The 21,527-nt window shown below is 72.3% G+C and carries 22 protein-coding genes; 9 read left to right on the top strand and 13 right to left on the bottom strand.

Annotated features, from left to right (window positions below):
* Positions 1-6: 6 nt before the first annotated feature.
* The 6 genes from ACIBQX_RS02915 to ACIBQX_RS02890 are packed head-to-tail and all read right to left on the bottom strand — an operon-like array spanning position 7 to position 6,016.
* The gene (locus ACIBQX_RS02915) at positions 7-300 is read right to left on the bottom strand and encodes a monovalent cation/H(+) antiporter subunit G (protein ID WP_396999931.1); all 294 of its coding nucleotides are present in this window, start codon (positions 298-300) and stop codon (positions 7-9) included.
* On the bottom strand, positions 297-557 hold the full coding sequence (locus ACIBQX_RS02910; protein ID WP_396999929.1) for a monovalent cation/H+ antiporter complex subunit F: 261 nt from the start codon (positions 555-557) through the stop codon (positions 297-299). The genes ACIBQX_RS02915 and ACIBQX_RS02910 overlap by 4 nt, the downstream gene beginning before the upstream one ends.
* Entirely contained in the window at positions 554-1,075 is a 522-nt protein-coding gene (locus tag ACIBQX_RS02905; protein WP_396999927.1) for a Na+/H+ antiporter subunit E, read from the bottom strand. Before ACIBQX_RS02905 ends, ACIBQX_RS02910 begins: the two co-directional genes overlap by 4 nt.
* Before the next feature lie 8 nt (positions 1,076-1,083).
* Positions 1,084-2,634, bottom strand: coding sequence for a Na+/H+ antiporter subunit D (locus ACIBQX_RS02900; RefSeq protein ID WP_396999925.1), 1,551 nt, complete (start codon positions 2,632-2,634; stop codon positions 1,084-1,086).
* The gene (locus ACIBQX_RS02895) at positions 2,634-3,263 is read right to left on the bottom strand and encodes a Na(+)/H(+) antiporter subunit C (RefSeq protein ID WP_396999923.1); all 630 of its coding nucleotides are present in this window, start codon (positions 3,261-3,263) and stop codon (positions 2,634-2,636) included. Before ACIBQX_RS02895 ends, ACIBQX_RS02900 begins: the two co-directional genes overlap by 1 nt.
* A complete protein-coding gene (locus tag ACIBQX_RS02890) occupies positions 3,260-6,016 on the bottom strand; it encodes a Na+/H+ antiporter subunit A (protein WP_396999921.1) in 2,757 nt (918 codons plus the stop codon). Before ACIBQX_RS02890 ends, ACIBQX_RS02895 begins: the two co-directional genes overlap by 4 nt.
* A gap of 174 nt (positions 6,017-6,190) precedes the next feature.
* Here ACIBQX_RS02890 and ACIBQX_RS02885 point away from each other — a divergent pair, with 174 nt between their 5' ends.
* Positions 6,191-6,478 (top strand): hypothetical protein, encoded by a 288-nt coding sequence (locus ACIBQX_RS02885; protein ID WP_396999919.1) that lies wholly within the window; start codon positions 6,191-6,193, stop codon positions 6,476-6,478.
* A gap of 3 nt (positions 6,479-6,481) precedes the next feature.
* On the opposite strand, the gene ACIBQX_RS02880 is transcribed toward ACIBQX_RS02885, so the two are convergent.
* Positions 6,482-6,904, bottom strand: a complete 423-nt coding sequence (locus ACIBQX_RS02880) for a hypothetical protein (RefSeq protein ID WP_396999917.1) — start codon at positions 6,902-6,904, stop codon at positions 6,482-6,484.
* A gap of 72 nt (positions 6,905-6,976) precedes the next feature.
* Between ACIBQX_RS02880 and ACIBQX_RS02875 the strand changes: the two genes are divergently transcribed.
* Complete coding sequence (locus ACIBQX_RS02875; protein WP_396999915.1) at positions 6,977-7,534, top strand: NADAR family protein; 558 nt, start codon at positions 6,977-6,979, stop codon at positions 7,532-7,534.
* Between the two features lie 4 nt (positions 7,535-7,538).
* Positions 7,539-9,851, top strand: a complete 2,313-nt coding sequence (locus ACIBQX_RS02870; protein WP_396999913.1) for a DEAD/DEAH box helicase — start codon at positions 7,539-7,541, stop codon at positions 9,849-9,851.
* Between the two features lie 26 nt (positions 9,852-9,877).
* Here ACIBQX_RS02870 and ACIBQX_RS02865 read toward each other — a convergent pair whose 3' ends face one another.
* Positions 9,878-10,834, bottom strand: coding sequence for a carbohydrate kinase (locus ACIBQX_RS02865; protein WP_396999911.1), 957 nt, complete (start codon positions 10,832-10,834; stop codon positions 9,878-9,880).
* A gap of 171 nt (positions 10,835-11,005) precedes the next feature.
* Between ACIBQX_RS02865 and ACIBQX_RS02860 the strand changes: the two genes are divergently transcribed.
* From ACIBQX_RS02860 to ACIBQX_RS02845, 4 genes are read left to right on the top strand one after another with little or no spacing between them, the layout of a single operon-like run.
* The gene (locus ACIBQX_RS02860; protein ID WP_396999909.1) at positions 11,006-11,998 is read left to right on the top strand and encodes a sugar ABC transporter substrate-binding protein; all 993 of its coding nucleotides are present in this window, start codon (positions 11,006-11,008) and stop codon (positions 11,996-11,998) included.
* A gap of 1 nt (position 11,999) precedes the next feature.
* On the top strand, positions 12,000-12,971 hold the full coding sequence (locus ACIBQX_RS02855) for an ABC transporter permease (protein ID WP_396999907.1): 972 nt from the start codon (positions 12,000-12,002) through the stop codon (positions 12,969-12,971).
* Complete coding sequence (locus tag ACIBQX_RS02850; protein WP_396999905.1) at positions 12,968-13,768, top strand: ATP-binding cassette domain-containing protein; 801 nt, start codon at positions 12,968-12,970, stop codon at positions 13,766-13,768. Before ACIBQX_RS02855 ends, ACIBQX_RS02850 begins: the two co-directional genes overlap by 4 nt.
* 18 nt (positions 13,769-13,786) lie before the next feature.
* A complete protein-coding gene (locus ACIBQX_RS02845) occupies positions 13,787-14,797 on the top strand; it encodes a LacI family DNA-binding transcriptional regulator (RefSeq protein WP_396999903.1) in 1,011 nt (336 codons plus the stop codon).
* 151 nt (positions 14,798-14,948) lie between these two features.
* Here the strand turns inward: ACIBQX_RS02845 and ACIBQX_RS02840 are convergent, their stop codons facing one another.
* Genes ACIBQX_RS02840 through ACIBQX_RS02830 form a run of 3 tightly spaced genes read right to left on the bottom strand, consistent with a single transcriptional unit; the run spans position 14,949 to position 18,252 of the window.
* The gene (locus ACIBQX_RS02840; protein WP_396999901.1) at positions 14,949-15,770 is read right to left on the bottom strand and encodes a PIG-L family deacetylase; all 822 of its coding nucleotides are present in this window, start codon (positions 15,768-15,770) and stop codon (positions 14,949-14,951) included.
* A gap of 11 nt (positions 15,771-15,781) precedes the next feature.
* Positions 15,782-17,200, bottom strand: a complete 1,419-nt coding sequence (locus ACIBQX_RS02835; protein ID WP_396999899.1) for a tetratricopeptide repeat protein — start codon at positions 17,198-17,200, stop codon at positions 15,782-15,784.
* Positions 17,201-17,247: 47 nt separating this feature from the next.
* Complete coding sequence (locus tag ACIBQX_RS02830; RefSeq protein ID WP_396999897.1) at positions 17,248-18,252, bottom strand: glycerophosphodiester phosphodiesterase family protein; 1,005 nt, start codon at positions 18,250-18,252, stop codon at positions 17,248-17,250.
* Between the two features lie 53 nt (positions 18,253-18,305).
* Between ACIBQX_RS02830 and ACIBQX_RS02825 the strand changes: the two genes are divergently transcribed.
* On the top strand, positions 18,306-18,911 hold the full coding sequence (locus ACIBQX_RS02825; protein ID WP_396999895.1) for a TetR/AcrR family transcriptional regulator: 606 nt from the start codon (positions 18,306-18,308) through the stop codon (positions 18,909-18,911).
* Positions 18,908-19,585, top strand: a complete 678-nt coding sequence (locus ACIBQX_RS02820; RefSeq protein WP_396999893.1) for a VC0807 family protein — start codon at positions 18,908-18,910, stop codon at positions 19,583-19,585. Before ACIBQX_RS02825 ends, ACIBQX_RS02820 begins: the two co-directional genes overlap by 4 nt.
* Here the strand turns inward: ACIBQX_RS02820 and ACIBQX_RS02815 are convergent.
* Positions 19,573-20,640: a spore photoproduct lyase family protein gene (locus ACIBQX_RS02815; RefSeq protein ID WP_396999891.1), complete on the bottom strand. Its 1,068-nt coding sequence runs from the start codon at positions 20,638-20,640 to the stop codon at positions 19,573-19,575. The genes ACIBQX_RS02820 and ACIBQX_RS02815 overlap by 13 nt on opposite strands.
* A gap of 19 nt (positions 20,641-20,659) precedes the next feature.
* Positions 20,660-21,424, bottom strand: coding sequence for a DNA-formamidopyrimidine glycosylase family protein (locus ACIBQX_RS02810; RefSeq protein ID WP_396999889.1), 765 nt, complete (start codon positions 21,422-21,424; stop codon positions 20,660-20,662).
* Positions 21,425-21,527 lie beyond the last annotated feature (103 nt).

The raw sequence follows: 21,527 nt of genomic DNA, 5'->3' as shown, positions 1-21,527 counted from the left end.
CGCGTGTCACTCGGACCCGTCGTCACGCCGGTAGGCGGCGCGGGCCACCACGTAGGCGGCCACCGAGATGGTGATGATCTGGGCCACGCCCGCGATGATCAGCGGCCCGGCGGTGGCCCAGGTGGGGCGGTGCAGCCACATCGCCAGCAGGACCAGCAGCACGCTCAGCACCTGCGGTTTGGTCGCCACGTGCATGCGGTCCAGCAGGGTGCGGAAGCGGATCAGCCCCACCCCGGCGGACAGCGCGAGCCCGGCGCCCGCGAGCAGGCAACCGGCGGCGGCCATGTCCAGCACGCTCACCGGGCGCCGCCGGAGAAGTAGCGGGCGATCGTCACCGAGCCGACGAACCCGAGCAGCGACAGCACCAGCAGGATCGGCAGGTCCGCGTAGTCGTCGGTGACCACCGCGTACGCGCCCACGGCGCACATGGACAGCGACGTCAGCACGTCCAGGGCGACCGCCAGGTCCAGCATCGAGGGCCCGCGCCCCGCCCGGTACAGCGTGGCGGCGGCGCCGCAGGCCAGCAGCCCGAGCGTCACCAGGCCGACGACCGTCATCGCAGCTCCTCCCGATCGGCGCGGGTGCCGAAGGCCGACACGATGCGCGACTCCAGCCCGCTCACGTCCCGCTGGGCGAGCGTCGTCAGGTCCCCGGTACGGCCGAGGACGTGCAGCACCAGCTCCCGGCGGTCCGGGTGCACCTCCAGGACGAGGCTGCCGGGCACGGTGGACACCGCCACCATGATCATCATGACCATGGACTCCGACGACGTCCGCAGCCGCACCCGGACGATCCCCGACGGGGGCGAGCCGGTGCGCAGCACCCAGAACACCACCCGCGCGGTGGAGCTCACCAGGTCGGCGGTGAACCACAGCAGGAACGACGCGGCCTTGAGCGGCCGGATCCTGATGCCGGGATCGAGCACGGGCAGCGGCAGCAGCCACGTGGTGATCGCCCCGGTCAGCAGCCCGCCCAGCACGGTCCCCACCGACACCTCGCCCCACAGCATCACCCAGATCAGGGCCAGCCACCCGACCAGCGCCGGCGGCACCGGCCTGCCGAACGGCCGCGGCACGAACCCCTTCACCCGCCACCCCCCAGGACGGCCGAGATGTACGGCCCCCGGGCCATGAGCTCCGCGGCGGCCCGCGCCGCGAGCGCCGACAGCGGCCCGGCCAGCACCGTGAACGTCAGGCCGAGCACCACCAGCGCCGCCGTGGCCCCGAGCAGGGGAGCGGGCATCGCCGTCGTGGTGACGGTCGCATCCGCCCCGGTGGCCTCGTCGCTCTCCACCACGGTGCCCGCCCGGCTCACCTGCGGCGCCCGCCAGAAGGCCTTGTTCCAGACCTTCGCGACGGCGTACAGGGTGAGCAGGCTGGTGACGAGGCCGGCCGCGACCAGGGTCAGCGCGAGCGGGCTGCCCTCGGCGAGCCCCGCCTGGACGAGCGTCAGCTTGCCCAGGAAGCCCGACATGGGCGGGATGCCGGACAGGTTCATGGCCGGGACGAAGAACAGCACCGCGATCAGCGGCGTGGCCCGCATCAGCCCGCCGAGCCGGTTCACCGATGTGGTGCCGGTGCGCCGCTCGATCAGTCCGGTCACCAGGAACAGGCCCGTCTGCACGGTGATGTGGTGCACCACGTAGAAGACCGCGCCGGCCAGGCCCTGCACGGTGGACAGCGCGACCCCGAAGACCATGAAGCCGATGTGGCTGACCAGGGTGAAGGAGAGCATCCGCTTGATGTCGGTCTGCGCGACCGCGCCGAGCACCCCCACCAGCATCGTGGCCAGCGCCGCCCACATGAGCAGCGTCGCGACCGGCCCGCCGGGGAACAGCAGCGCCTCCAGCCGGATGATGGAGTAGACGCCCACCTTGGTCAGCAGGCCGGCGAAGACCGCAGTGGCCGGGGCGGGCGCCGTCGGGTAGGAGTCCGGCAGCCACGCCGACAGCGGGAAGATCGCCGCCTTGATCGCGAAGGTCAGCAGCAACGTCAGCTCGATCAGCAGCCTGACGTGCACGTCCAGCAGAGCGAACCGGACGGCGAGCTGCGCGATCGACAGGGTGCCCGTGGCGGCGTACACGATGGCCAGGGTGAACAGGAACAGCATCGAGGAGGCCAGCGCCATCACCGTGTAGGTGGCCCCCGCCCGGATCCTGGACAGCGTGCCGCCGAACGTGAGCAGCACGTACGACCCGCTCAGCAGCATCTCGAACGCCACGAACAGGTTGAACAGGTCGCCCGACAGGAACGCGTCCGCCACCCCCGCGATCATGATCAGGAACGCCGGATGGAAGATCGCCATCGGCGCGTCGTGCTCCTGGTCGGCGTAGGCGTTGACCACCGAGTACGCCATGACGCAGAGCGTCACGGCCGACGACACGACGAGCATCAGCGCCGACAGCCGGTCGGCCACCAGGCAGATGCCGACCGGGGCCGCCCACCCGCCGAGATCGGTGACCATCGGCCCGTGCGCGTCGGCCTCGACCAGCAGCGCGAACGACACCAGGACGGTGACGGCCAGCGTCGCGATGCTGATGAGCGCCTGCAGGCGGCGCAACCGGCCGCCGATCGCCAGCTTCACCCCCGCCGCCAGCAGCGGCAGCAGCACCGGCACGGAGATCAGGCTCTCCACTAGTCGTCGCCCTCCGTCTCGGCGTCGAGGGCCAGCGCCTGGCGCTCCCGCTCGGCTCGGATGGCGTGCCGCATCTGCCTGCGCGCCTCCCGCTGGCGGATGCGCAGTTTCCGCCGCTGCGCCTTCTCCTGCGCGTCCTGAACCCCCTGGGCGCGCTCTGCGTGCTCGGCGCTCCCGGCGGACAGCCGGTCCAGCTCGGCGCGCTGCTCGGCCACCAGCCGCCGATACTCCTCCCGCCTGGCCCGCACCGCGTCGATCAGCTCGCCGCGCCGGGCGCGCAGCCGCACCCGGCGGTCCTCGGTGTCGTCCTGGACCTCGTCGCTGCCGGTGAGCTGCCACAGGCGGTGCACCATGGCCAGCAGGAACGCCGAGACCCCCAGCGTGAGGACGATCGCGGTGAGCACCATGGCCTGCGGCAGCGGATCGGCCATCAGCGCCGGGTCGGACCGGCCGAGCAGCGGCGGGGCGCCCGCGTCGCCGCCCGCGGTGACGATCAGCAGGTTGATCCCGTTCCCCAGCACGATGACGCCCGCCAGGACGCGGGCCAGGCTCCGCTCCAGCAGCAGCGTCACCCCGGTGGCGATCAGCGTCCCGGAGGCGGCCAGCGGCGCCAGCGCGATCGTCGTCACCGCTCCTCCATCTGCCGGTCCAGCTCGGCCCCCAGGGCGCGCAGCACGTCCTGCACCATCCCCACCACCGACACGTACACGCCGAGGTCGAACAGCAGGCTCGTGCTCAGGTGCAGCGTCCCCACCAGCGGGATCGTCACGTCGGCGGCCAGCATGCGCAGCGCCGCCCCGCCGAACAGCAGGCCGGCCAGGCCCGTGCACGTGGTCAGCGTCAGCCCGGCCCCGAGCAGCACCCCCGCGTGCACCGGCAGCGCCCTGGCCAGCTCGTAACGGCCGCCCGCCAGATAGCGGACGGTGATGGCCAGGCCCGCCACGATGCCGCCCGCGAACCCGCCGCCCACGCCGCTGTGCCCGACGAACAGCAGATACACCGACAGCACCAGCACCGTGTGGAAGGTGAGCCGGGCGGCGACCTCGAACGCCAGCGCCCGCTCCGCCCGCGGCAGCACCGAGGCCAGCCACGGCGTGCGCGCCGGCTCCACGTCGTCGTCCCGCTCGATCGCGTACGACCTGCGCCGCAGGAAGACCAGACTGGTGACGCCCAGCGTGAGCACCACGATCACCGTGCTCTCGCCCAAGGTGTCCCAGGCCCGGATGTCCAGCAGCAGCGCGCTCACGATGTTGCCGCCGCCCGCCGCGCCGGCCATGAGCCCGCCGACGGGCGCCTGGGTCCGGGCGTTCATCGCCAGCATGCCCGCACCCATCGCGACCACCCCCACCACGACCCCGAGCGTCAGCCGGAACCAGAACGGCAGCCTGCCCGTCACCGGCCGCATCGGCAGCCGGCGCAGCACCAGCACGAACACCACCAGGCTCAGCGTCTCGGCGAGGAACTGGGTGAGCGCCAGGTCGGGGGAGCCGTGGGCGAGGTACAGCAGCGCGGTGCCGTACCCGGTGAGACCGGCGAAGACGGCCAGCACCACGTACGCGCGCGCCCGCAGCGCCAGCACGACCCCGGCCGCGATCAGCACGGCGAGCACCGCCTGCTCCGGCCGCTCCCAGGCGACGACGGGCGCCACCAGGCCCGTCAGCGGGTCGTACAGGAGGGAGAAGACGCCGACGGCGGCCAGGGAGGCGAGCGTGATCAGCACGTAGTCCGGCACCGAGCCGCGCTGGGTGATGCCGGTGACCTGCAGTGCGACCAGGTCCAGCCGCCTCAACGCGGTCCAGAACACCACCCCGGAGTCGGTCACGTACAGCGTCGAGCCGAGCCTGGCCACCGGCTCCCGCGCCAGGAACAGCAGCCCGCCCGCCACGAAGATCAGCAGTGACAGCAGGAGCGGCACCGGCGCGCCGCTCCACAACGCCAGGTGGGTGACGTGCCCCGGGTCGCGGAAGCCGCCCGTGTACGCCGCCATGGCCGCGCCGTACACGCCGGCCAGCGGCGCCAGGACCAGCCCGAGCGCCGACAGCAGCGCCGGGGGAGCGAACATGGCGGCTCCGACGCGGTGCGCCGGGGTGGGGTCCAGGCCCGGCTTGGCGGCGAACGCCCCCCACAGGAAACGCAGCGTGTACGCGACGGTCAACGCCGACCCCAGCACCACCGCCGCCAGGGCGAACAGGCCGGCCGGGTCCCCGGTCAGCAGCGACTCCAGCGCCGCCTCCTTGGCGACGAACCCCGCCAGCGGCGGCAGGCCCGCCATCGAGGCCCCGGCCAGCACCGCCACCGCGCACACCCACGGCATCGCCCGCCCCACGGCGCTGAGCGAGCGCAGATCCCGCCCGCCCGCCGCGTGGTCCACGACTCCGACCACCAGGAACAGCGCCGCCTTGAACAGCGCGTGCGCCAGCAGCATGGCCACCCCCGCCAGCGCCGCGGCCTCGGTGCCCGCCCCGAACAGGATGGTCAGGAAGCCGAGCTGACTGACCGTGCCATAGGCCAGCAGCCGCTTGAGGTCCGTCTCACGCAGCGCCCGCCAGCCGCCCAGCGCCATCGTCACCGCGCCGAGCAGCACGGCCGGCGCCCGCCACGCCACCAGGTCCCCGAACGCGGGCCCGAGCCTGGCCAGCAGGTACACGCCCGCCTTCACCATCGCCGCCGCGTGCAGGTAGGCCGAGACGGGCGTCGGCGCCGCCATCGCGGCCGGCAGCCACGAGCTGAACGGGAAGATCGCCGACTTGGCCAGCGCCCCCGCCAGCACCAGGGCCAGCGGGACGGCCAGACCGCCCGCGGGCGGCCGGGCGACGATCTCGGAGATCCGGTACGTTCCCGCCGCCTCGCCGATCGCGACGAACCCCGCCAGCATCGCCAGCCCGCCGAGCGTGGTGACGATCAGCGCCTGCATGCCGCCGCGCCTGCTCGCCCGGCTCAGCGGGTCTTGACCGATCAGCAGGTACGACGCGACCGTGGTCAGCTCCCAGAACACGTACAGCAGGAGCAGGTCGTCGGCCGTGACCAGGCCCAGCATCGCCCCCGCGAACGCCGACATGACCGCGCCGAAACGGCCCAGACCGGGGTCGTCACGGTCCAGATAGCGCGAGCTGTAGACCAGGACGAGCGCGCCGACGCCGGTGACCAGCGCCATCATCAGCACCCCGAGCTCGTCCGCGCGGAACGACAGCGACATGCCGAGCGCCGGTGCCCAGGCGTGCGCCGACACCCGTGGCAGGCCCGCCGCCACCGCCCACACCGTGTAGCCGAACCCGGCGGCGGGCGCCAGCGCCAGCACCAGGAGGGCGTCCCGGCCCAGGCGCCTGGTGAGCCAGGGAGCGCAGATGGCGGCGGCCGCGTGCAGGATGAGCAGCGACTCCATGGTCTCCCCGGGGCGGACTGGCGCGTCCCCCCAACCTGCCGCGCCGGGCCCCCGCCGCTACGCAGGCGCGGCGCGCATTGACCCGAACCTCACCGATCCCTCACCGATCCGTCACCAGGGCATCATCAAGGGCGTATGGGGGTACGGACGAGACGACTCCGAGGGAGTGGTCCCATGTCCCAGCCCACCGTGCGCATCCTCACCACCACCGACCACGAGGTCATCCGCAGGTGGGCGGAGGAGCGCGGCGCCCTGCCCGCCACCGTGCCGGGGACCGAGTGCGACGACCGGCGCTGCGTGCTCAGGTTCGACTTCCCCGGCTGCGGCGGGGAGGACCTCAAGGAGATCTCCTGGGATGACTGGTTCGCCCTGTTCGACCGGCGTGGCCTCCGCTTCGTCTACCACGAGGGCAGCAGGGACGACCAGCACGGCAACTACTTCAGGCTGCGCGAGCCGGGCTGAGCCTCAGCCCGATGACCGCGCGCCGACCTCGTCCGACAGGCGGCGCAGCGAGTCCTCCAGCATCCCCTGCACCTCGTCCGCCCGGCTGCGCGAGGTCTTCTCCACGGGCTCGTCGAGCAGCGAGATGTGCACCGTCACCTCGCTCGTGCCGCTCTCGGAGTCGGACACCTGCAGCCAGCCGGCGTAGCCGGGATGGTCGCGCCCGCCCCACTCCACCCGGAGCTGATCCGCCGAGACGTCGAACAGGCCCTCGTGCCTGCCGTCGCCCGGCACCACGTCGCCGCCCGCCTCCAGCGTGTTCGGGCCGCTGTCGCGCACCCACAGCCCGTGCGGCAGCCACCGGTTGAGCCGCTCGATGTCGGACGCGACGCCGAACACCACCTCGCTCCCGGCCGGCATGCCCTTGGTCGCCTCGTACTCGGCCATCAGACCACCCCCTCGGCTGGCCTGCCCGGACGCCCCGACCGCAAACCGCCGTCCTGTGGGACAGTGAGCCCCATGCCCGACAAGCTTCCCCGAACGGTTCCCGAGGCGGTGGCCGCGGAGCAGGCCGGCCGGTCGCTGCGTTACCTGCACTTCTGGGGGCACCGCCCGGCCCGCGACGGCGGCCCCGGCCGCGGCTGCCTCAGCCAGTGGTGGCCGGCCGACTTCACCGAGGACGGCCGCGTCTACCACTCCGCCGAGCACTACATGATGGCGCACAAGGCCCTGCTGTTCGGCGACGAGGCGACCGCCGCCGAGATCGTCGCGACAGCCCACCCCAATGCGGTCAAGAAGCTGGGCCGCCGGGTGGCGGGCTTCGACGAGGACACCTGGGTCGCGCACCGCTACGAGATCGTGGTGCGCGCGAACCTCGCCAAGTTCGGGCAGCACCCGGAGTTCAAGGAGTTCCTGCTCGGCACCGCCGCGTGCGTCCTGGTCGAGGCCAGCCCGGTCGACCGGATCTGGGGCATCGGCCTGGCGGCGGACGATCCCGCCGCCGCCTCCCCGGCGACCTGGCGAGGGCTGAACCTGCTCGGGTTCGCCCTCATGGACGCCCGCGACCGCCTGCTCTGATCCCGTGGCATCGGACAAGACCGCACCGCGCGGCAAACACGCACGCGAGCTGCTGAGACGGGCCGGACGGCTGCTCGCCGACGCGCAGGCCCTGCGGCAGGAGCACGACGGGGCGCTGCACGCGGTGCACACCGCCCTGAACGCGATCCGCGAGCGGCAGGCCAGGGCCGAGCTCGCCGGCATCCCCCTGTCCAGGCTCAGGGACGTCACCGGAGGGCGGCTGCGGCTCGGGACGCTGGAGAAGGCGGGATACGCCACGGTGCTCGACGTGCTGAACGCGACGCCGTACGAGCTGCAGCGCCTGCCCGGCGTCGGCCCGCACACGCAGCGGCAGGCGCACGCGGCCGCCCGGCAGATCGCCGGCGCGGCGCAGGAGGTCGCCACCGTCCACATCGACGTCGAGCGGCAGGACGATTCCGGCACCACCGCGCTGCTCGTCGCCCTGCACCGGCTGGTGGACGCCGGACCCGAGCTGACCCGCGCCCGCCGCACGGCCGCGACGGCCGAGGAGCGGCTCGGCGGGCTGATCCCGCGAGCCCGCCCGGCGGGCAGCTGGTGGCGCGGGCTCCTGTCCGGCCGCGCCCGCCGCGACGAGGCGGCCTCGGCCGCCGCAGAGCTCGCCACCCTGCTCGACGGCGACGGTGGCGGCGACGGCGACGGTGGCGGCGACGGCGACGGTGGCGGCGACGGCGACGGTGGCGGTGGCGGTGGCGGCGACGGCGGCCATGGCGATGGCGGCGGCGAAGCAGGGATGCGGCTGCTCATCGCGCAGGCCACCACCGACCTGCTGCGGCCTCCCGCCGACGAGGTCGCCGCCTGGATCGACTTCGAACTGCGCGCGGCCGACTACTACAACCTGCTGGCCGAGCTCGCGGCCGTGGAGCCGCACGACCGCGTCGCCGCCGAAGGGTTCCTGCCCGACGAACTGGCCGACCGCGTCCGGGCGCAGACGCTCGACGACACCTGCCGACGCGTGTCGCTGCGCGGCTACCAGGCCTTCGGCGCCCGCTTCGCGCTCGCCCAGCGAAGGGTGATCCTCGGTGACGAGATGGGGCTCGGCAAGACCATCCAGGCCATCGCCGCACTGGCCCACCTCGCGGCGGACGGCGCCACCCACTTCCTGGTCGTCTGCCCGGCCAGCGTGCTGGTCAACTGGGTACGCGAGGTGGAGGCCCGCAGCACGCTGCGGGCCTATCGGCTGCACGGCGCGGAGCGCGCCATGGCGCGGGCGGAGTGGGCCGAGCGCGGCGGCGTCGCGGTGATCACCTTCGACGGGCTCCGCGGGCTGGACGGCGCGCCGCCGCTCGGGATGCTCGTCGTGGACGAGGCGCACTACGTCAAGAACAGCGAGACCCGCCGGTCCCGGGCCGTCGCCGGCTGGTGCGACCGCGCCGAACGGGTGCTGTTCATGACCGGCACGCCGATGGAGAACCGCGTCGAGGAGTTCCGCACCCTCGTCGGCTACCTGCAGCCCGACCGGCTCGCCGACGTCGATGGCAGTGACGCCGCCGCAGGCGCCCAGGCGTTCCGGCGCGCGGTGGCCCCCGTCTACCTGCGGCGCAACCAGGAGGACGTGCTCACCGAGCTGCCCGATCTGGTGCGCGTGGACGAATGGGAGACGTTCAGCGCGGCCGACGAGGGCGCCTATCGGGAGGCGGTGGCGGCGGGCCGGTTCATGGACATGCGGCGGGCCGCCTACGCGGTGCCGGAGAAGTCCGCCAAGCTGGAACGCCTGCGCGAACTCGTCGAGGAGGCCGCCGACAACGGGCTCAAGGTGGTCGTCTTCTCCTACTTCCGCGCCGTGCTGGACGTCGTCGGGCAAGCGCTCGGTCCCCGCGTTCTCGGCCAGATCTCCGGCAGCGTGCCGCCCGAGCGCCGCCAGCAGGTGGTGGACGCGTTCACGGCGGCGTCCGGGCACGCGGTGCTGCTGGCCCAGATCCAGGCGGGCGGGATCGGGCTCAACCTTCAGGCGGCCTCCGTGGTGATCATCTGCGAGCCGCAGGTCAAGCCGACCACCGAGAGCCAGGCCGTGGCCCGCGCCCACCGCATGGGGCAGGTACGGCGCGTGCAGGTGCATCGGCTGCTGTCGCCGGACAGCGTGGACGAGCGGATGCTGCGCATCCTGCAGGCCAAGAGCACGCTGTTCGACGCCTACGCCAGGCGCAGCGCCCTAGCCGAGTCGACGCCCGACGCGGTGGACGTGTCGGAGCGGGACCTGGCCCGCCAGATCGTCGAGGAGGAGCAGCGACGCCTCGCCGTCGGCCCCGCGAGCCCCGGACGCGCGGCGAGCCCCGAAGACGGCTCACCGCCCGGCTGAAGCTCGGGGCTCAGCTCACGGCCCGGCTACAGCTGGTGGCTCCACGGTGGGTTGGCGCCGGCCACGGTGCAGGTGAGCGCCGCGACGCGGGCCGCGAACACCGCCGCCCGCGCGGCCGTCTCCAGGTCGAGCCCGTCGAGCCGCCCGCCGAGCAGGCCGAGCCCGTCCAGCCGGTGCAGGAACCCGGCGGTGAACGCGTCACCCGCGCCCACCGTGTCCACCACGGTGACCCGGGGCGCGTCCACCTCCATCCGGTCGCCGTCCAGCGAGACCAGCGCCCCGGCCGCGCCCCTGGTGACCACGATCAGCCGTGCCCCGGCCGCGTGCCAGGTGTCGCAGACCCGCTCCACCGGCTCGCCGGGCCGCAGCACGCGCAGGTCGTCGTCGCTCAGCTTGAGGATGTCGGCCAGGCCGCACCACCGGGTGACCGCGTACGCCTCACGGGCGGCCAGGCTGGGTCGTACGTTCGGGTCGATCGAGATCGTCGCGTGCGCGCGCGCCGCGGCCGCGAACGCCTCCACCGCGCCCCGCCCAGGCTCCCGCACCAGCGCCAGCGAGCCCGTGTGCAGGCAGGACACGCCGGTGAGATCGAGTGCGGCGAGCTCCGCCGGGGTCCACTGCCAGTCGGCGGTCCCTTCGGCGTGGAAGCCGTAGGTGGCCTGCCCGCTCGCGTCCAGCGAGGCGACCGCGAGGGTGCTCGGCTCGGCGGCGTCCACGCACGTGCTCAGGTCCACCTTCGAGGCCGTCAGATGGTCGCGGAAGAGCGAGCCGAACACGTCGCCGGACAGCCGGCCGAGGAACCGTGTCGCGGTGCCGAGCCGGGCCAGGGCGACCGCCGTGTTCGCCGGCCCCCCGCCCGGCAGCACCCGCAACGCCAGCTCCACCGGCCCGCCCGGCACCGGAGGCCGCTCCCTGGGTGCGGTCGCGGGGTGTTCGCCACGCGCGTGTTCTCCCGGCGCGTGGTCCGCGAAAGCGTCCGCCACGCACTCACCCAAGACCGCGATCATCAGTCTGCCTTTCCGGCGTGTTGCCGATTCGTTACGCCACCAGGGCATTGACGTTTCCCGGCTCGGAGTCCATCATCGCAACACAGCGAATGTCAACGTTGACATATGTCAACGATGACATTGGATCCCCCCTGATAGGAAGCCACCATGAACTCTAGGCTCTCAGCCGGTCTGCTGGCCGCAGCGCTCCTGGTAACGGGATGTGGCGGCGGCGGACAGGACACCTCCTCCACCACGACCGCCGCCGCCAAGGTCGGCCTGATCACCAAGACCGAGACGAACCCGTTCTTCGTCAAGATGAAGGAAGGCGCGCAGAAGGCGGCCCAGGCGGAGGGCATGGAGCTGATGAGCGCCGCCGGCAAGTTCGACGGAGACAACGCCTCCCAGATCACCGCCATCGAGAACATGGTCGCCGCCGGGGTGAAGGGCATCCTCATCACCCCGAGCGACACCAAGGCCATCGTCCCGGCCATCAAGAAGGCCAGGGACGCCGGAGTCCTGGTGATCGCCCTGGACACCCCGACCGACCCGCAGGACGCCACCGACGCGCTGTTCGCCACCGACAACCTCAAGGCCGGCGAGCTCATCGGCCAGTACGCCAAGGCCGCGATGGCGGGCAAGCCGGCGAAGATCGCCACCCTCGACCTGGCGCCGGGCGTCACCGTCGGGCAGCTCAGGCACGACGGCTTCCTCAAGGGCTTCGGCATCAGCGAGGGCGACCCGTCCATCGTCTGCTCCCAGGACACCCAGGGCGACCAGTCCAAGGGCCAGACCGCGATGGAGAACTGCCTGCAGAAGGACCCCGACATCAACGTCGTCTACACCATCAACGAGCCCGCCGCCCTCGGCGCCCACACCGCGCTCAAGGCCAAGGGCCGTGACAAGGACGTGCTCGTCGTCTCCGTCGACGGCGGCTGCACCGGTGTCAAGGCGGTGCAGAGCGGGCAGATCGCCGCCACGTCGCAGCAGTACCCGCTGAAGATGGCCGAGAGCGGCGTCAAGGCCGTCTCCTCCTTCGCCAAGACCGGCCAGAAGTCCTCCGGCTACACCGACACCGGCGTCACCCTCATCACCGACAAGGACGCCGCCGGTATCGAGGCCGAGGACACCGCGTTCGGCCTGGCGAACTGCTGGGGCTGACATGTCGGCCATCGAAGCGACGCTGCCTCGCCGCCTGCTGTCCACCCCCATCGTCGGACCGCTGGCCGCCCTCCTGGTGGCCTGCGTGTTCTTCTCGCTCAACACCGAGCAGTTCCTCAGCGGCGGCAACTTCTCCCTCATCATCCAGCAGGTCATGGTCGTCGGCACGCTCGCCATCGGCCAGACCCTGATCATCCTGACCGCCGGCATCGACCTGTCCAACGGCGCCATCATGGCCTTCGGCGGGATCGTGATGACCAAGCTGGCCGTGGACGGCGTGCTGCCGCCGCTGCTCGCCATCGCCGCCGGGCTGGCCGCCTGCGCCGTCTTCGGGCTGGCGAACGGCCTGCTGGTGACCCGGATCTCGCTGCCGCCGTTCATCGTCACGCTCGGCATGCTCAACGTGGTCTTCGCGCTCACCCACATCTACTCCCAGGACCAGACGGTCACCGAACTGCCCGCCGTGATGACGTTCCTGGGGGAGACCTTCCAGCTGGGCGGCACCAACGTCACCTACGGCTCGCTCCTGGCGATCCTGCTGTTCCTGCTGTTCGCCTACCTGCTCGGGCAGACGGCGTGGGGCCGCCACGTGTACGCGCTCGGCAACAGCCCCGACGTGGCGCGCCTCACCGGCATCCGCACCCAGCGGCTGACGATCAGCGTCTACACGATCGCCGGGCTCGTGTACGGCATCGCCGCGCTGCTGCTGGTGTCCAGGACCGGCGTTGGCGACCCGCAGGCCGGGCAGACCGACAACCTGGACAGCATCACCGCGGTCGTGCTCGGCGGGACGAGCCTGTTCGGCGGGCGCGGCCTGGTTCTCGGCACGCTGGTCGGCGCGCTCATCGTCGGGGTCTTCCGCAACGGCCTCCAGCTCATGGGCGTACCGTCGATCTACCAGACGCTCATCACCGGCATCCTGGTGATCCTCGCCGTGACCGTGGACCAGCTCTCCCGCAGGAGGACCCGATGACGACCCCCGTCCTCCAGGCCCGTGGCCTGGTCAAGCGCTACGGCCACGTGACGGCGCTCGACGGCGCCGACTTCGACCTGATGCCCGGCGAGGTCCTGGCCGTCATCGGCGACAACGGCGCCGGCAAGACCAGCCTGATCAAGGCGCTGACCGGCGCCGTGCAGCCGGACGAGGGCGAGATCCTGCTCGACGGCCGTCCCGTCCGCTTCCGCGGCCCGCTCGACGCCCGCAAGCACGGCATCGAGACGGTCTACCAGGACCTGGCCGTGGCCGCCTCGCTGGACATCGCCACCAACATGTTCCTCGGCAGGGAGCTGCGCAAGCCCGGCCCGCTCGGCACGATCTTCCGCCTGCTCGACAAGAAACGCATGCGGGAGGAGTCCGCCAAGCACATGGCGGACCTCAAAATCGGGCTGCGCTCGCTGACCCAGGCGGTCGAGACCCTGTCCGGCGGCCAGCGCCAGGGCGTCGCCGTGGCCAGGGCCGTCGCCTGGGCCTCGCACGTCATCGTGATGGACGAGCCCACGGCCGCGCTCGGTGTCAAGGAGTCCGGCCAGGTCCTCGACATGATCAGGCGGGTCCGTGACCGTGGCCTGCCCGTGGTGCTGATCAGCCACAACATGCCGCACGTGTTCGAGCTCGCCGACCGCATCCACGTCCAGCGGCTCGGCCGCCGGGTCGCCCAGCTCAAACCGGCCGACTACGACATGGCCGAGGTGGTCGCCATCATGACCGGTGCCCTGCAGGCGAAACAGGGCGAATCGGTGCTGGCGGACAAGGACGTCGGCCACTCGTGAGCCACTAGCATGGTCGAAATGCGGCGCCCCACCATGACAGACGTCGCCCGCGAGGTCGGGGTGACGGCCAAGACCGTCTCGCGGGTGCTCAACGACGACGGCCCGGTCGCCGTGGAAACCCGCGAACGCGTCATGGCGGCCGTGCGCAAGCTCGGCTACCAGCCCAACCTGATGGCGCGCAACATGCGCGTCGGCGCCAGGGACGCGGCGATCGGCCTGGTCATCCCGGAGATGGGCAACCCGTTCTTCGGCACCGTCGCGGGCGGCATCGAAAGCGCCGTCCGCGCCCGCGGCCTCACCCTCATCGTCGGCTCCAGCAGCGAGACCCCCGAGCTGGAGCAGTCCCTCATCGCCACCTTCCTGGCGCGCCGGGTCAGCGCCCTCATGATCGTCCCCTCGGCCGCCGGCGACCACCGCCACCTGCGCTCCGAACGCGTCGCCGGCCTCCCCATCGTCTTCCTCGACCGCCCCGCCGTCGGCCTCACGGCCGACAGCGTGGTCAGCGCCAACCGCGAGGGCGCCCGCTCCGGCGTCGCCCACCTCATCTCGTACGGCCACCGCCGGATCGGCTTCGTCGGCGACGTCCCGCCCGCCCTCTACACCCGCCGCGAACGCTTCCAGGGTTACCGGGACGCGCTGGAGGCGGCGGGCCTGCCCTTCGACCGCGCCCTCGTCGACACCGGCCACGACGCCGACGCCGCCGCCCAGGCCACCCTGCGCCTGCTCGCTCTCGCCGACCCTCCGACCGCCCTGTTCGCGGGCAACAACCTCGCCGCCATGGGCGCCGTGGTGGCGCTGGCCAGGTCGGGCCGCAAGGAGGTGGCGCTGGTCGGCTTCGACGACCTGCCGCTGGCGGAGGTGCTGGACCCGCCCCTGACGGTCGTCGCCCAGGACCCGGAGGCGATCGGCGTGGCGGCGGCCGAGCGCGTCCTGTCGCGCCTGGACGGCGACCGATCGCGAGCCCACCGGTTGCTGGTCCCCACCCGGCTGGTCGTCAGAGGCTCGGGCGAACAGCCCCCACGGGGGTGAGCGTCGCAGCGACGCCGGCGGGCCGACCACCCGGCGGTGGACCATCACGTCGAACCACCGCGACCGGGCTCGCCCGGCAGGTGATGCGGCTCCCGCCGCCTGCGCGGCGGGAGCCATACCGTACGGCGCAGCCGCGACCGAGCTCGGCCGGCTAGGGGCGCAGGCCCTCGAACAGGTCCACCTCGTGGTCCGGCGTCTTGACCCGGCTCAGGACGCGGGTGAAGGCCTCATGGGAGAACGCCGCCCGCTGGGCCTCCGGCGGCATCTGGAGCAGGGAGATGCTGTCGCCCTGGCTCGCGTGCGACTGCAGCGCCTTGAACTTGTGCTCGATGAAGGGCGTCACGTCCACCACAGTGGTCACCAGCTCGTCGGGGGTGCCGAAGTCGTCGCCAGGCTCGAAGTCGATGCCCGTGCCGCTTTCCCGCATGAGCTCGACCATGCGCTTGATCGCCGACTTGGGGATCGCGGTGTAGTAGAACTTGGCCGGGATGCCGGTGGCCTCGACGGCCGCGACCGTGATGCGGTGCGCTTGAACGTGGTCGGGATGGTTGTAGCCGCTGCCGCCGGTCTCGTCGTAGGTGACCACGACGTCCGGGCGGTAGCGCTCCATCAGCTCCGCCAGGCGGCCGGCGGAGACGTCGAGGGGGACGTTGGTGAACGCGTCGGGGTGCTTGTTGGCGTCCCAGCCGTCCATGCCGGAGTCGCGGTAGCCGAGCAGCTCCAGGTGGTCGATGCCGAGGTGCTGCACCGACTGGCGCAGCTCACTGAGCCTGAGCTCGGCGACTTTGGCGTCGTCGTGGCCTGGGTCGCCGGGCTTGACGCCGCCCGGCCCGTCGCCCTGCTCGCCGTTGGTGCAGGTGACCAGCACCGTGCGAATCCCCTCGCCGGCATAGCGGGCGAGGACTCCGCCGGTGCTGAGGCACTCGTCGTCGGGGTGGGCGTGCACGGCCATCAAGGTGAGTTGCCGATCCATGCTCGGAGACACTACTCGCCGCCTGTGACAAACGCGGACGAGACCTGGCGCATGAGGTCGCCCGCCCGGAGCCGGGCCGCCGTGGCGGCGGCGCTGTCGCCGATGGCCTCGGCCAGCGTCCCCTGCTTGAGCCAGTTGAACGGGCTGCAGGGCCGTACGTTGATCCGCTCGCTGACGAGGACCCGCGCCAGGTCGTGCCGGCCGCCCCTGATCGCCGACTCCAGCAGGGTCTTCTGCACGGCGTCCCGCTGCGCGTGGCTGCCGCCGAACTCGTTGACCCGGTGCCTGATCGGGTAGAGCAGGTCCACCACCTGCCGGTGGTCGCCCCGGCCGAACGCCACCAGCGCCTTGCACACCGGCAGGCCGACCCGGGCGGTCATGGCGTGGTTGCTGACACCCGGCAGGGCATGACCGAGGTACGCCTCCCGGCCGGCGATGAGCTTGTCGGCGTCGCCGATGCGGTCCGCGCCCACGTACGACATGACGGCGTGCGCGTCGTTGAAGGCGTAGAACGGCTCGTGCACCCGGGCGGGCCAGGCGTCGGCGAGCGCCTGCCACCGCTCGTGCCGGATGTCACCCTCCAGGTAGAGCCGCCACAGCAGGGCGGCGGCGTCCAGCAGCTCCATCGACGACCGGCCGGCGGCCAGCACCGCGTCGTAGATCGCCAGGGCCCGCGCGTGGTCGCCGGCCTCCAGCGCGTACAGGGCGTAGTGCCACCAGTTGTGCACGTTGAAGAACGTGCCGGTGGACCAGTCGCCGACCCGGGCGTCCAGGTAGCGGATGCCCTCGGCGAACCTGCCCTGCATCTCGTAGGTGTGCACGACCGCGTGGATGCCCCACACGTCGCGCGCGTTCAGCTCGACGGCCCGCAATCCGACCTCTTCCGAGCGGTCGTAGTGCCCGGCCTCCTCCAGCCCGAACGCGTACATGCCGAGCACGTGCCCGTAGTGCCTGTCGTCCTCGTGCCAGGCGCTGAGCGCGCCGCCGATCCGGTCGCGCAGCGAGCGCGCGTCACCGACGAAGAAGTCGATCTGGTGCCCGGCGGCCAGCGCGAGCGCGTCGCGCGGGTGCTGCTCGGTGATCCGCGCGAGCTGCGAGCCGCAGCTCGCGAAGTCGCCGTCGAGCAGCGCCTGCACCGCTTCCACATGCGCCCGCTCGCGGGGGAGCAGCGCGGCGTGGTCGACCCTGGCCCGGAAGGCGGCGAAGCTCCGCCTGGCCTGGCGCGCGTCCTCGGCCTCGGTGGTGAGGAGTCCGAGATAGGCGCTCAGGACGTTGCCCATCGGCGAATCCGGCGCCTCGGCCAGCACCGCGCCCGCCTCGTCCTCGACCTCCATCCGGAAGTGCAACAGATGGTCGATCGCCTGATCGTAGTGGCCGGCGGCGCTCCCGCCCGTGCCGCTCAGTGTCAGTCCATGCTGGTCGGTGGTCATCTTCCCAGCTTAGGAAGGGTGCGCGGAGCTGTCTGTGTAAAAGGGCGCTACCGAGCCCAGTGGCTCACCACGGCCCGGCCCATGGCGGGATCGTCGCAGAAGGCCCCGTCGACGCCGAGCTCCAGCAGCCGCGACAGCCACCCCGGCACGTCACCGGTGGCGCGGTCGTAGTGCGGACTGCCGGGGTCGCCGAGCCGGAAGTCGGCGGGCAGCTGGGAGTTCTCGTTGCGCACGGTCCAGACGTGCACGGCCAGCCCCTCGCGGTGCGCGTCCGCCACCAGCGTGGTCGCCTTCCCCAGTCTGCCGTCCGGGCCGGCGGGCAGCACGCGCCGGGTGTCGACGCCGATCCCCTGCGCGTACCCGGCCACCTCGCGCAGCCCCTCCGGGGTGACGAGGTCGTCATAGGCGCGGGTGCCGCCCGCGGCGATCCAGTCGTACGGCGCGCCGCCGGCCGCGACGAGCTGGATCAGCGGCAGGTCGGTCCGGCCGCTGAGCGCGCGCAGGTTCGCCGTCTCGAAGGACTGGATGTACGCCTTCCGCACGCGATGCCGGTCGAGCACGTCGAGCAGCGGCTCCTCCAGGGGCAGGCCGAGGGCGGCGAAGTGCGTCGGATGCTTGGTCTCGGGGTAGACGCCCACGTCGTGCTCCTGCGCGAGCCGTACGACCTCCTCGAACGTGGGGATCAGGGCCAGTCCGTCGAAGGCCGTGTTACCGGGCCGCAGGCCGGGCACCCGCTCCCTGGCCCGCAGCGTCCTGAGCTCGGCGAGCGTGAAGTCCTCGGTGAACCAGCCGGTGACGACCCGGCCGTCGATCGTCCTGGTGGCGTGCCGGTCGGCGAACTCGGGCCGGTCGGCCACGTCGGTGGTGCCGGAGATCTCGTTCTCGTGCCTGGCCACCAGCACGTGGTCCCTGGTGGAGACGAGGTCGGGCTCGATGTAGTCGGCGCCCATGGCGATGGCCGCCTCGTACGACAGCAGCGTGTGCTCGGGCCGGTGCGCGCTGGCCCCCCGGTGCGCGATGACGACAGGGGAGGCGGGAGACGGGATCACCACGAAGAAGACCGTACAGCTTCACCGAAGTTACTCAAATGAGGTAGCTTTTACTCATGCAAGTAAGAACATTCACCGGGAACGCCCGGCGGGCCCAGATCATCGCGGCCACCGTACGGATCCTCGGCGAGCACGGCTACGGCCAGACGTCGTTCGCCCGGATCGCGAAGGAGGCAGGGCTGAGCAGCACGCGGCTGATCTCCTACCACTTCGCGGGCAAGGACGAGCTGATGAGTGCCGTCGTCGGCCACGTCTACGGCATGCTCGGTGACTTCATGACGGAGCGGGTCGGCCCGCAGCCGGACGCCAGGAGCCGGCTGCGGGCCTACATCACCGGCCTGGTGGAGTTCGTCGCCGCGCACCGCTCCGAGATGCAGGCCCTCATGACCATCTTCCTGAGCTGGCGGGAGAAGACCGGCGAGAGCCGTTCGTACGGCCCCGAGGAGGAGCGCTCGTCCCTCGGGCACCTGGAGGCGATCCTGCGCGACGGGCAGAGCAGCGGGGAGTTCAGGGCGTTCGACACCTTCATCATGGCGGCCACCGTCCAGCGCTCGCTCGACGGGCTGCCGTTCCTCCTGCAGGCCAGGCCCGAGCTGGACCTGGAGGCGTTCGCGCGGGAGCTGGCGACGACCTTCGACCTGGCCACCCGGAGCGCCTCATGAGACGCCGCGCCCTGTCCTTCGCCGTCAACCTCGTCATCCCCGTCGCCGTCTACTACGGGCTGCGGGCCGCCGGGGTCAGCGTCTACCTCGCCCTGCTGGCCGACGCCCTGGTGCCGGCCGCGTTCACCGCCTACCAGTTCGTCAGGGGGCGCACGCTGGACGGGCTCGGCCTGTTCATGACCGGCATGCTCGGGATCGGCGTCGCCGTCGCGCTGATCGGCGGCGACGAGCGGTTCCTGTTAGCCAAGGAGGGCCTGGTCACAGGGGCGGCCGGGCTGTGGTTCCTGGCCACGCTCAGGGCCGGCCGGCCGATGGCGTACGTGTTCACCCGCCCGCTGGTGGAGCGCAAGCTGCCGCACGGGCCCCGGCGCGAGTCGTGGGAGCTCTACTGGGAGCGGCTGCCGCGCTTTCGCGCGATCTGGCGGGTCTCCACCGCCATCTGGGGCGTCGCGCTGCTCCTCGACGCCGCGGCCCGGGTCCTCATCGCCTACGTCCTGCCCGTCGACCTCGTCCGGGTGACCGGGGCCGGCCTGTACGTGGCCGTGACGCTCCTCACCATGGTCATCACCAACGTCCACTACTTCGCCACCGGCCTGTTCAACGGCTGGAGCCGGCTCTACGCGCCCCTGCGCGAACAGGAGCCGCCGCACCCTGCGGTGACTCAGAACGCGTAACGGACGCGGCAGAAAGGCAGGCGGTCGGCGATCAGGCCGGTGAGGGCGGCGACGTAGCGGCCCTTGTGGCCGGTGCGGTAGCGCACGTTCCAGCCGCCCGTCTGCGAGCGCTTCGGCTGCTGCAGGTCGGGCCGCCAGAGCACCTCCTCGGCCCGGGGATGCCAGCCGAGGTTCACCTCGTGCAGCCGGTCGTTGTGGGTCAGGAAGATGACCTCTGCGGCGAGCTGCTCGCGGGCGGCCGGCGACAGCGCGTCGCCGAGCCGGTCCAGCAGGTGCGCCCAGTCCTCCAGCCAGCCGTCACGCACCACGACAGGGCTGAAGTTCACGTGCACCTCGTAACCGGCCTTCACGAAGTCGTCGATCGCGGCGATCCGCTCGTCGATCGGCGAGGTGCGGATGTCGAGCAGCTTGGCGTCGGCGGCGGGCATCAGGCTGAAACGGATCCTGGTGTGGCCCCGCGGATCCCAGTCGAGCAGGTCCCGGTTGACGTACTTGGTGGCGAAGCTGGCCTTGGCGTTCGGCAGGCCGCGGAACAGCTCGACCAGGTCGCGGACGTTGCGCGAGATGGTGGCGTCCACCGAGCAGTCGGAGTTCTCGCCGATGTCGTAGACCCAGGCGTGCGGGTCGACCTGGTTCGGCTCCGGCTTGACGCCCTGGCGGCCCGCGTGCCGGCCCAGATAGCCGGTGATCTGGTCGATGTTGGCGAACACCGTGATCGGGTTGCTGTACCCCTTGCGGCGCGGGACGTAACAGTAGGCGCAGGCCATCGCGCAGCCGTTGGCGGTGGAGGGCGCGATGAAGTCGCTGGAGCGGCCGTTGGGGCGCGCGGTCAGCGACTTCTTGACGCCGAGCACCAGCGCCTCCGTCTTGATGCGCACCCAGCGCGCGACGTTCGCCTCGTCGCCGTACAGCTCGGGGATCCGCTGGTGGCTGTCCACCTCCACCCGCTCGGCGGCCGGATAACGGTCGAGGATCTCCCGGCCACGGGCCAGTTCGGCTGCCGCGGGCTCCAGGTAGATCCGCCGGACGTCCAGAAGCTCTCGAGTGTTCCGCACACTGGTCCAACACCGGTCGTCACGCGAGTCTTCCCAGGTCAGCGGGCTGATCAAGGGGGCAGGCGTAGGCCGTCCTGGCGGCCAGCGTCCACGTCCGCACGGCGGTCCCGCAGCGGCGGCACGTCTCCCGCTTGTACACCCACCGCTCGTCCGGCGCCTGCGGATCGCTGACCACCTGGCCCGCGTCCCGCCCCAGGGCGAGATGGCGCACCGCCACGTCCCACAGCCGCGCCGCGGTCTCCGTCCCGACGTCCCGCGCGCCGGGGTCGAGCCCCGCGAGGAACAGCAGCTCCGCCCGCCACGCGTTGCCGATCCCCGCCCACACGCGCTGATCCAGCACGGCCGCCCCCACCGGCCCCGGGAAGCCGGCCAGCCGCAGCGCCGCCTCCTCACGATCGGCCTCCGCGCGCAGCGGGTCGGGCCCCAGCGACACCCTCAGCGCGGCGACGTCCTGCCGGCCCAGCGCCTCACAGCGGGAGGGCGCGATGAGATCGAACGCCACCTCGTCCGTCGCCAGCCGCAGCCGGGCGCCGCGCCGCGGCTCCGCCCCAGGATCGTCATGGCGCAGGAACAGCCCGCGCATGCCCAGATGCACGTGGATCGTCGCCGCGCCGTCGAAGTGGTAGAGCAGATGCTTCCCGACGGCCTCCACGCGCGCGACGACCCGCCCGTCGTACGGTCCGGCGTCGAACCTGCCCTGCGGACTCCCGGCCCGCACCGGCCGGCCCGCGAGCGCCTCGTGCTGCTCGCGCGCGTAACGATGGGTGAGATGCCCTTCCGGCATACACCGGCACGTACCCCCTCCCGCCCCCCGCCACCCCGCCTCATGAGGCCACCCCGCCGACACCCACCCGTCACGCGCACGAGCCCGTCACGCACCGGGCACC

The sequence above is a fragment of the Nonomuraea sp. NPDC049714 genome, from assembly GCF_044465295.1.
GTDB lineage: Bacteria > Actinomycetota > Actinomycetes > Streptosporangiales > Streptosporangiaceae > Nonomuraea.
This window is presented reverse-complemented; position numbering and strand designations above follow the sequence as displayed.

Excerpts from the sequence above, each read along its gene's own strand:
- ACIBQX_RS02910 (WP_396999929.1), bottom strand. The coding sequence starts at position 557 with ATGACGGTCGTCGGCCTGGTGACGCTCGGGCTGCTGGCCTGCGGCGCC.
- ACIBQX_RS02890 (WP_396999921.1), bottom strand. The coding sequence starts at position 6,016 with ATGGAGTCGCTGCTCATCCTGCACGCGGCCGCCGCCATCTGCGCTCCC.
- ACIBQX_RS02885 (WP_396999919.1), top strand. The coding sequence starts at position 6,191 with ATGTCCCAGCCCACCGTGCGCATCCTCACCACCACCGACCACGAGGTC.
- ACIBQX_RS02880 (WP_396999917.1), bottom strand. The coding sequence starts at position 6,904 with ATGGCCGAGTACGAGGCGACCAAGGGCATGCCGGCCGGGAGCGAGGTG.
- ACIBQX_RS02875 (WP_396999915.1), top strand. The coding sequence starts at position 6,977 with ATGCCCGACAAGCTTCCCCGAACGGTTCCCGAGGCGGTGGCCGCGGAG.
- ACIBQX_RS02860 (WP_396999909.1), top strand. The coding sequence starts at position 11,006 with ATGAACTCTAGGCTCTCAGCCGGTCTGCTGGCCGCAGCGCTCCTGGTA.
- ACIBQX_RS02855 (WP_396999907.1), top strand. The coding sequence starts at position 12,000 with ATGTCGGCCATCGAAGCGACGCTGCCTCGCCGCCTGCTGTCCACCCCC.
- ACIBQX_RS02850 (WP_396999905.1), top strand. The coding sequence starts at position 12,968 with ATGACGACCCCCGTCCTCCAGGCCCGTGGCCTGGTCAAGCGCTACGGC.
- ACIBQX_RS02845 (WP_396999903.1), top strand. The coding sequence starts at position 13,787 with ATGCGGCGCCCCACCATGACAGACGTCGCCCGCGAGGTCGGGGTGACG.
- ACIBQX_RS02840 (WP_396999901.1), bottom strand. The coding sequence starts at position 15,770 with ATGGATCGGCAACTCACCTTGATGGCCGTGCACGCCCACCCCGACGAC.
- ACIBQX_RS02835 (WP_396999899.1), bottom strand. The coding sequence starts at position 17,200 with ATGACCACCGACCAGCATGGACTGACACTGAGCGGCACGGGCGGGAGC.
- ACIBQX_RS02825 (WP_396999895.1), top strand. The coding sequence starts at position 18,306 with ATGCAAGTAAGAACATTCACCGGGAACGCCCGGCGGGCCCAGATCATC.
- ACIBQX_RS02820 (WP_396999893.1), top strand. The coding sequence starts at position 18,908 with ATGAGACGCCGCGCCCTGTCCTTCGCCGTCAACCTCGTCATCCCCGTC.
- ACIBQX_RS02810 (WP_396999889.1), bottom strand. The coding sequence starts at position 21,424 with ATGCCGGAAGGGCATCTCACCCATCGTTACGCGCGCGAGCAGCACGAG.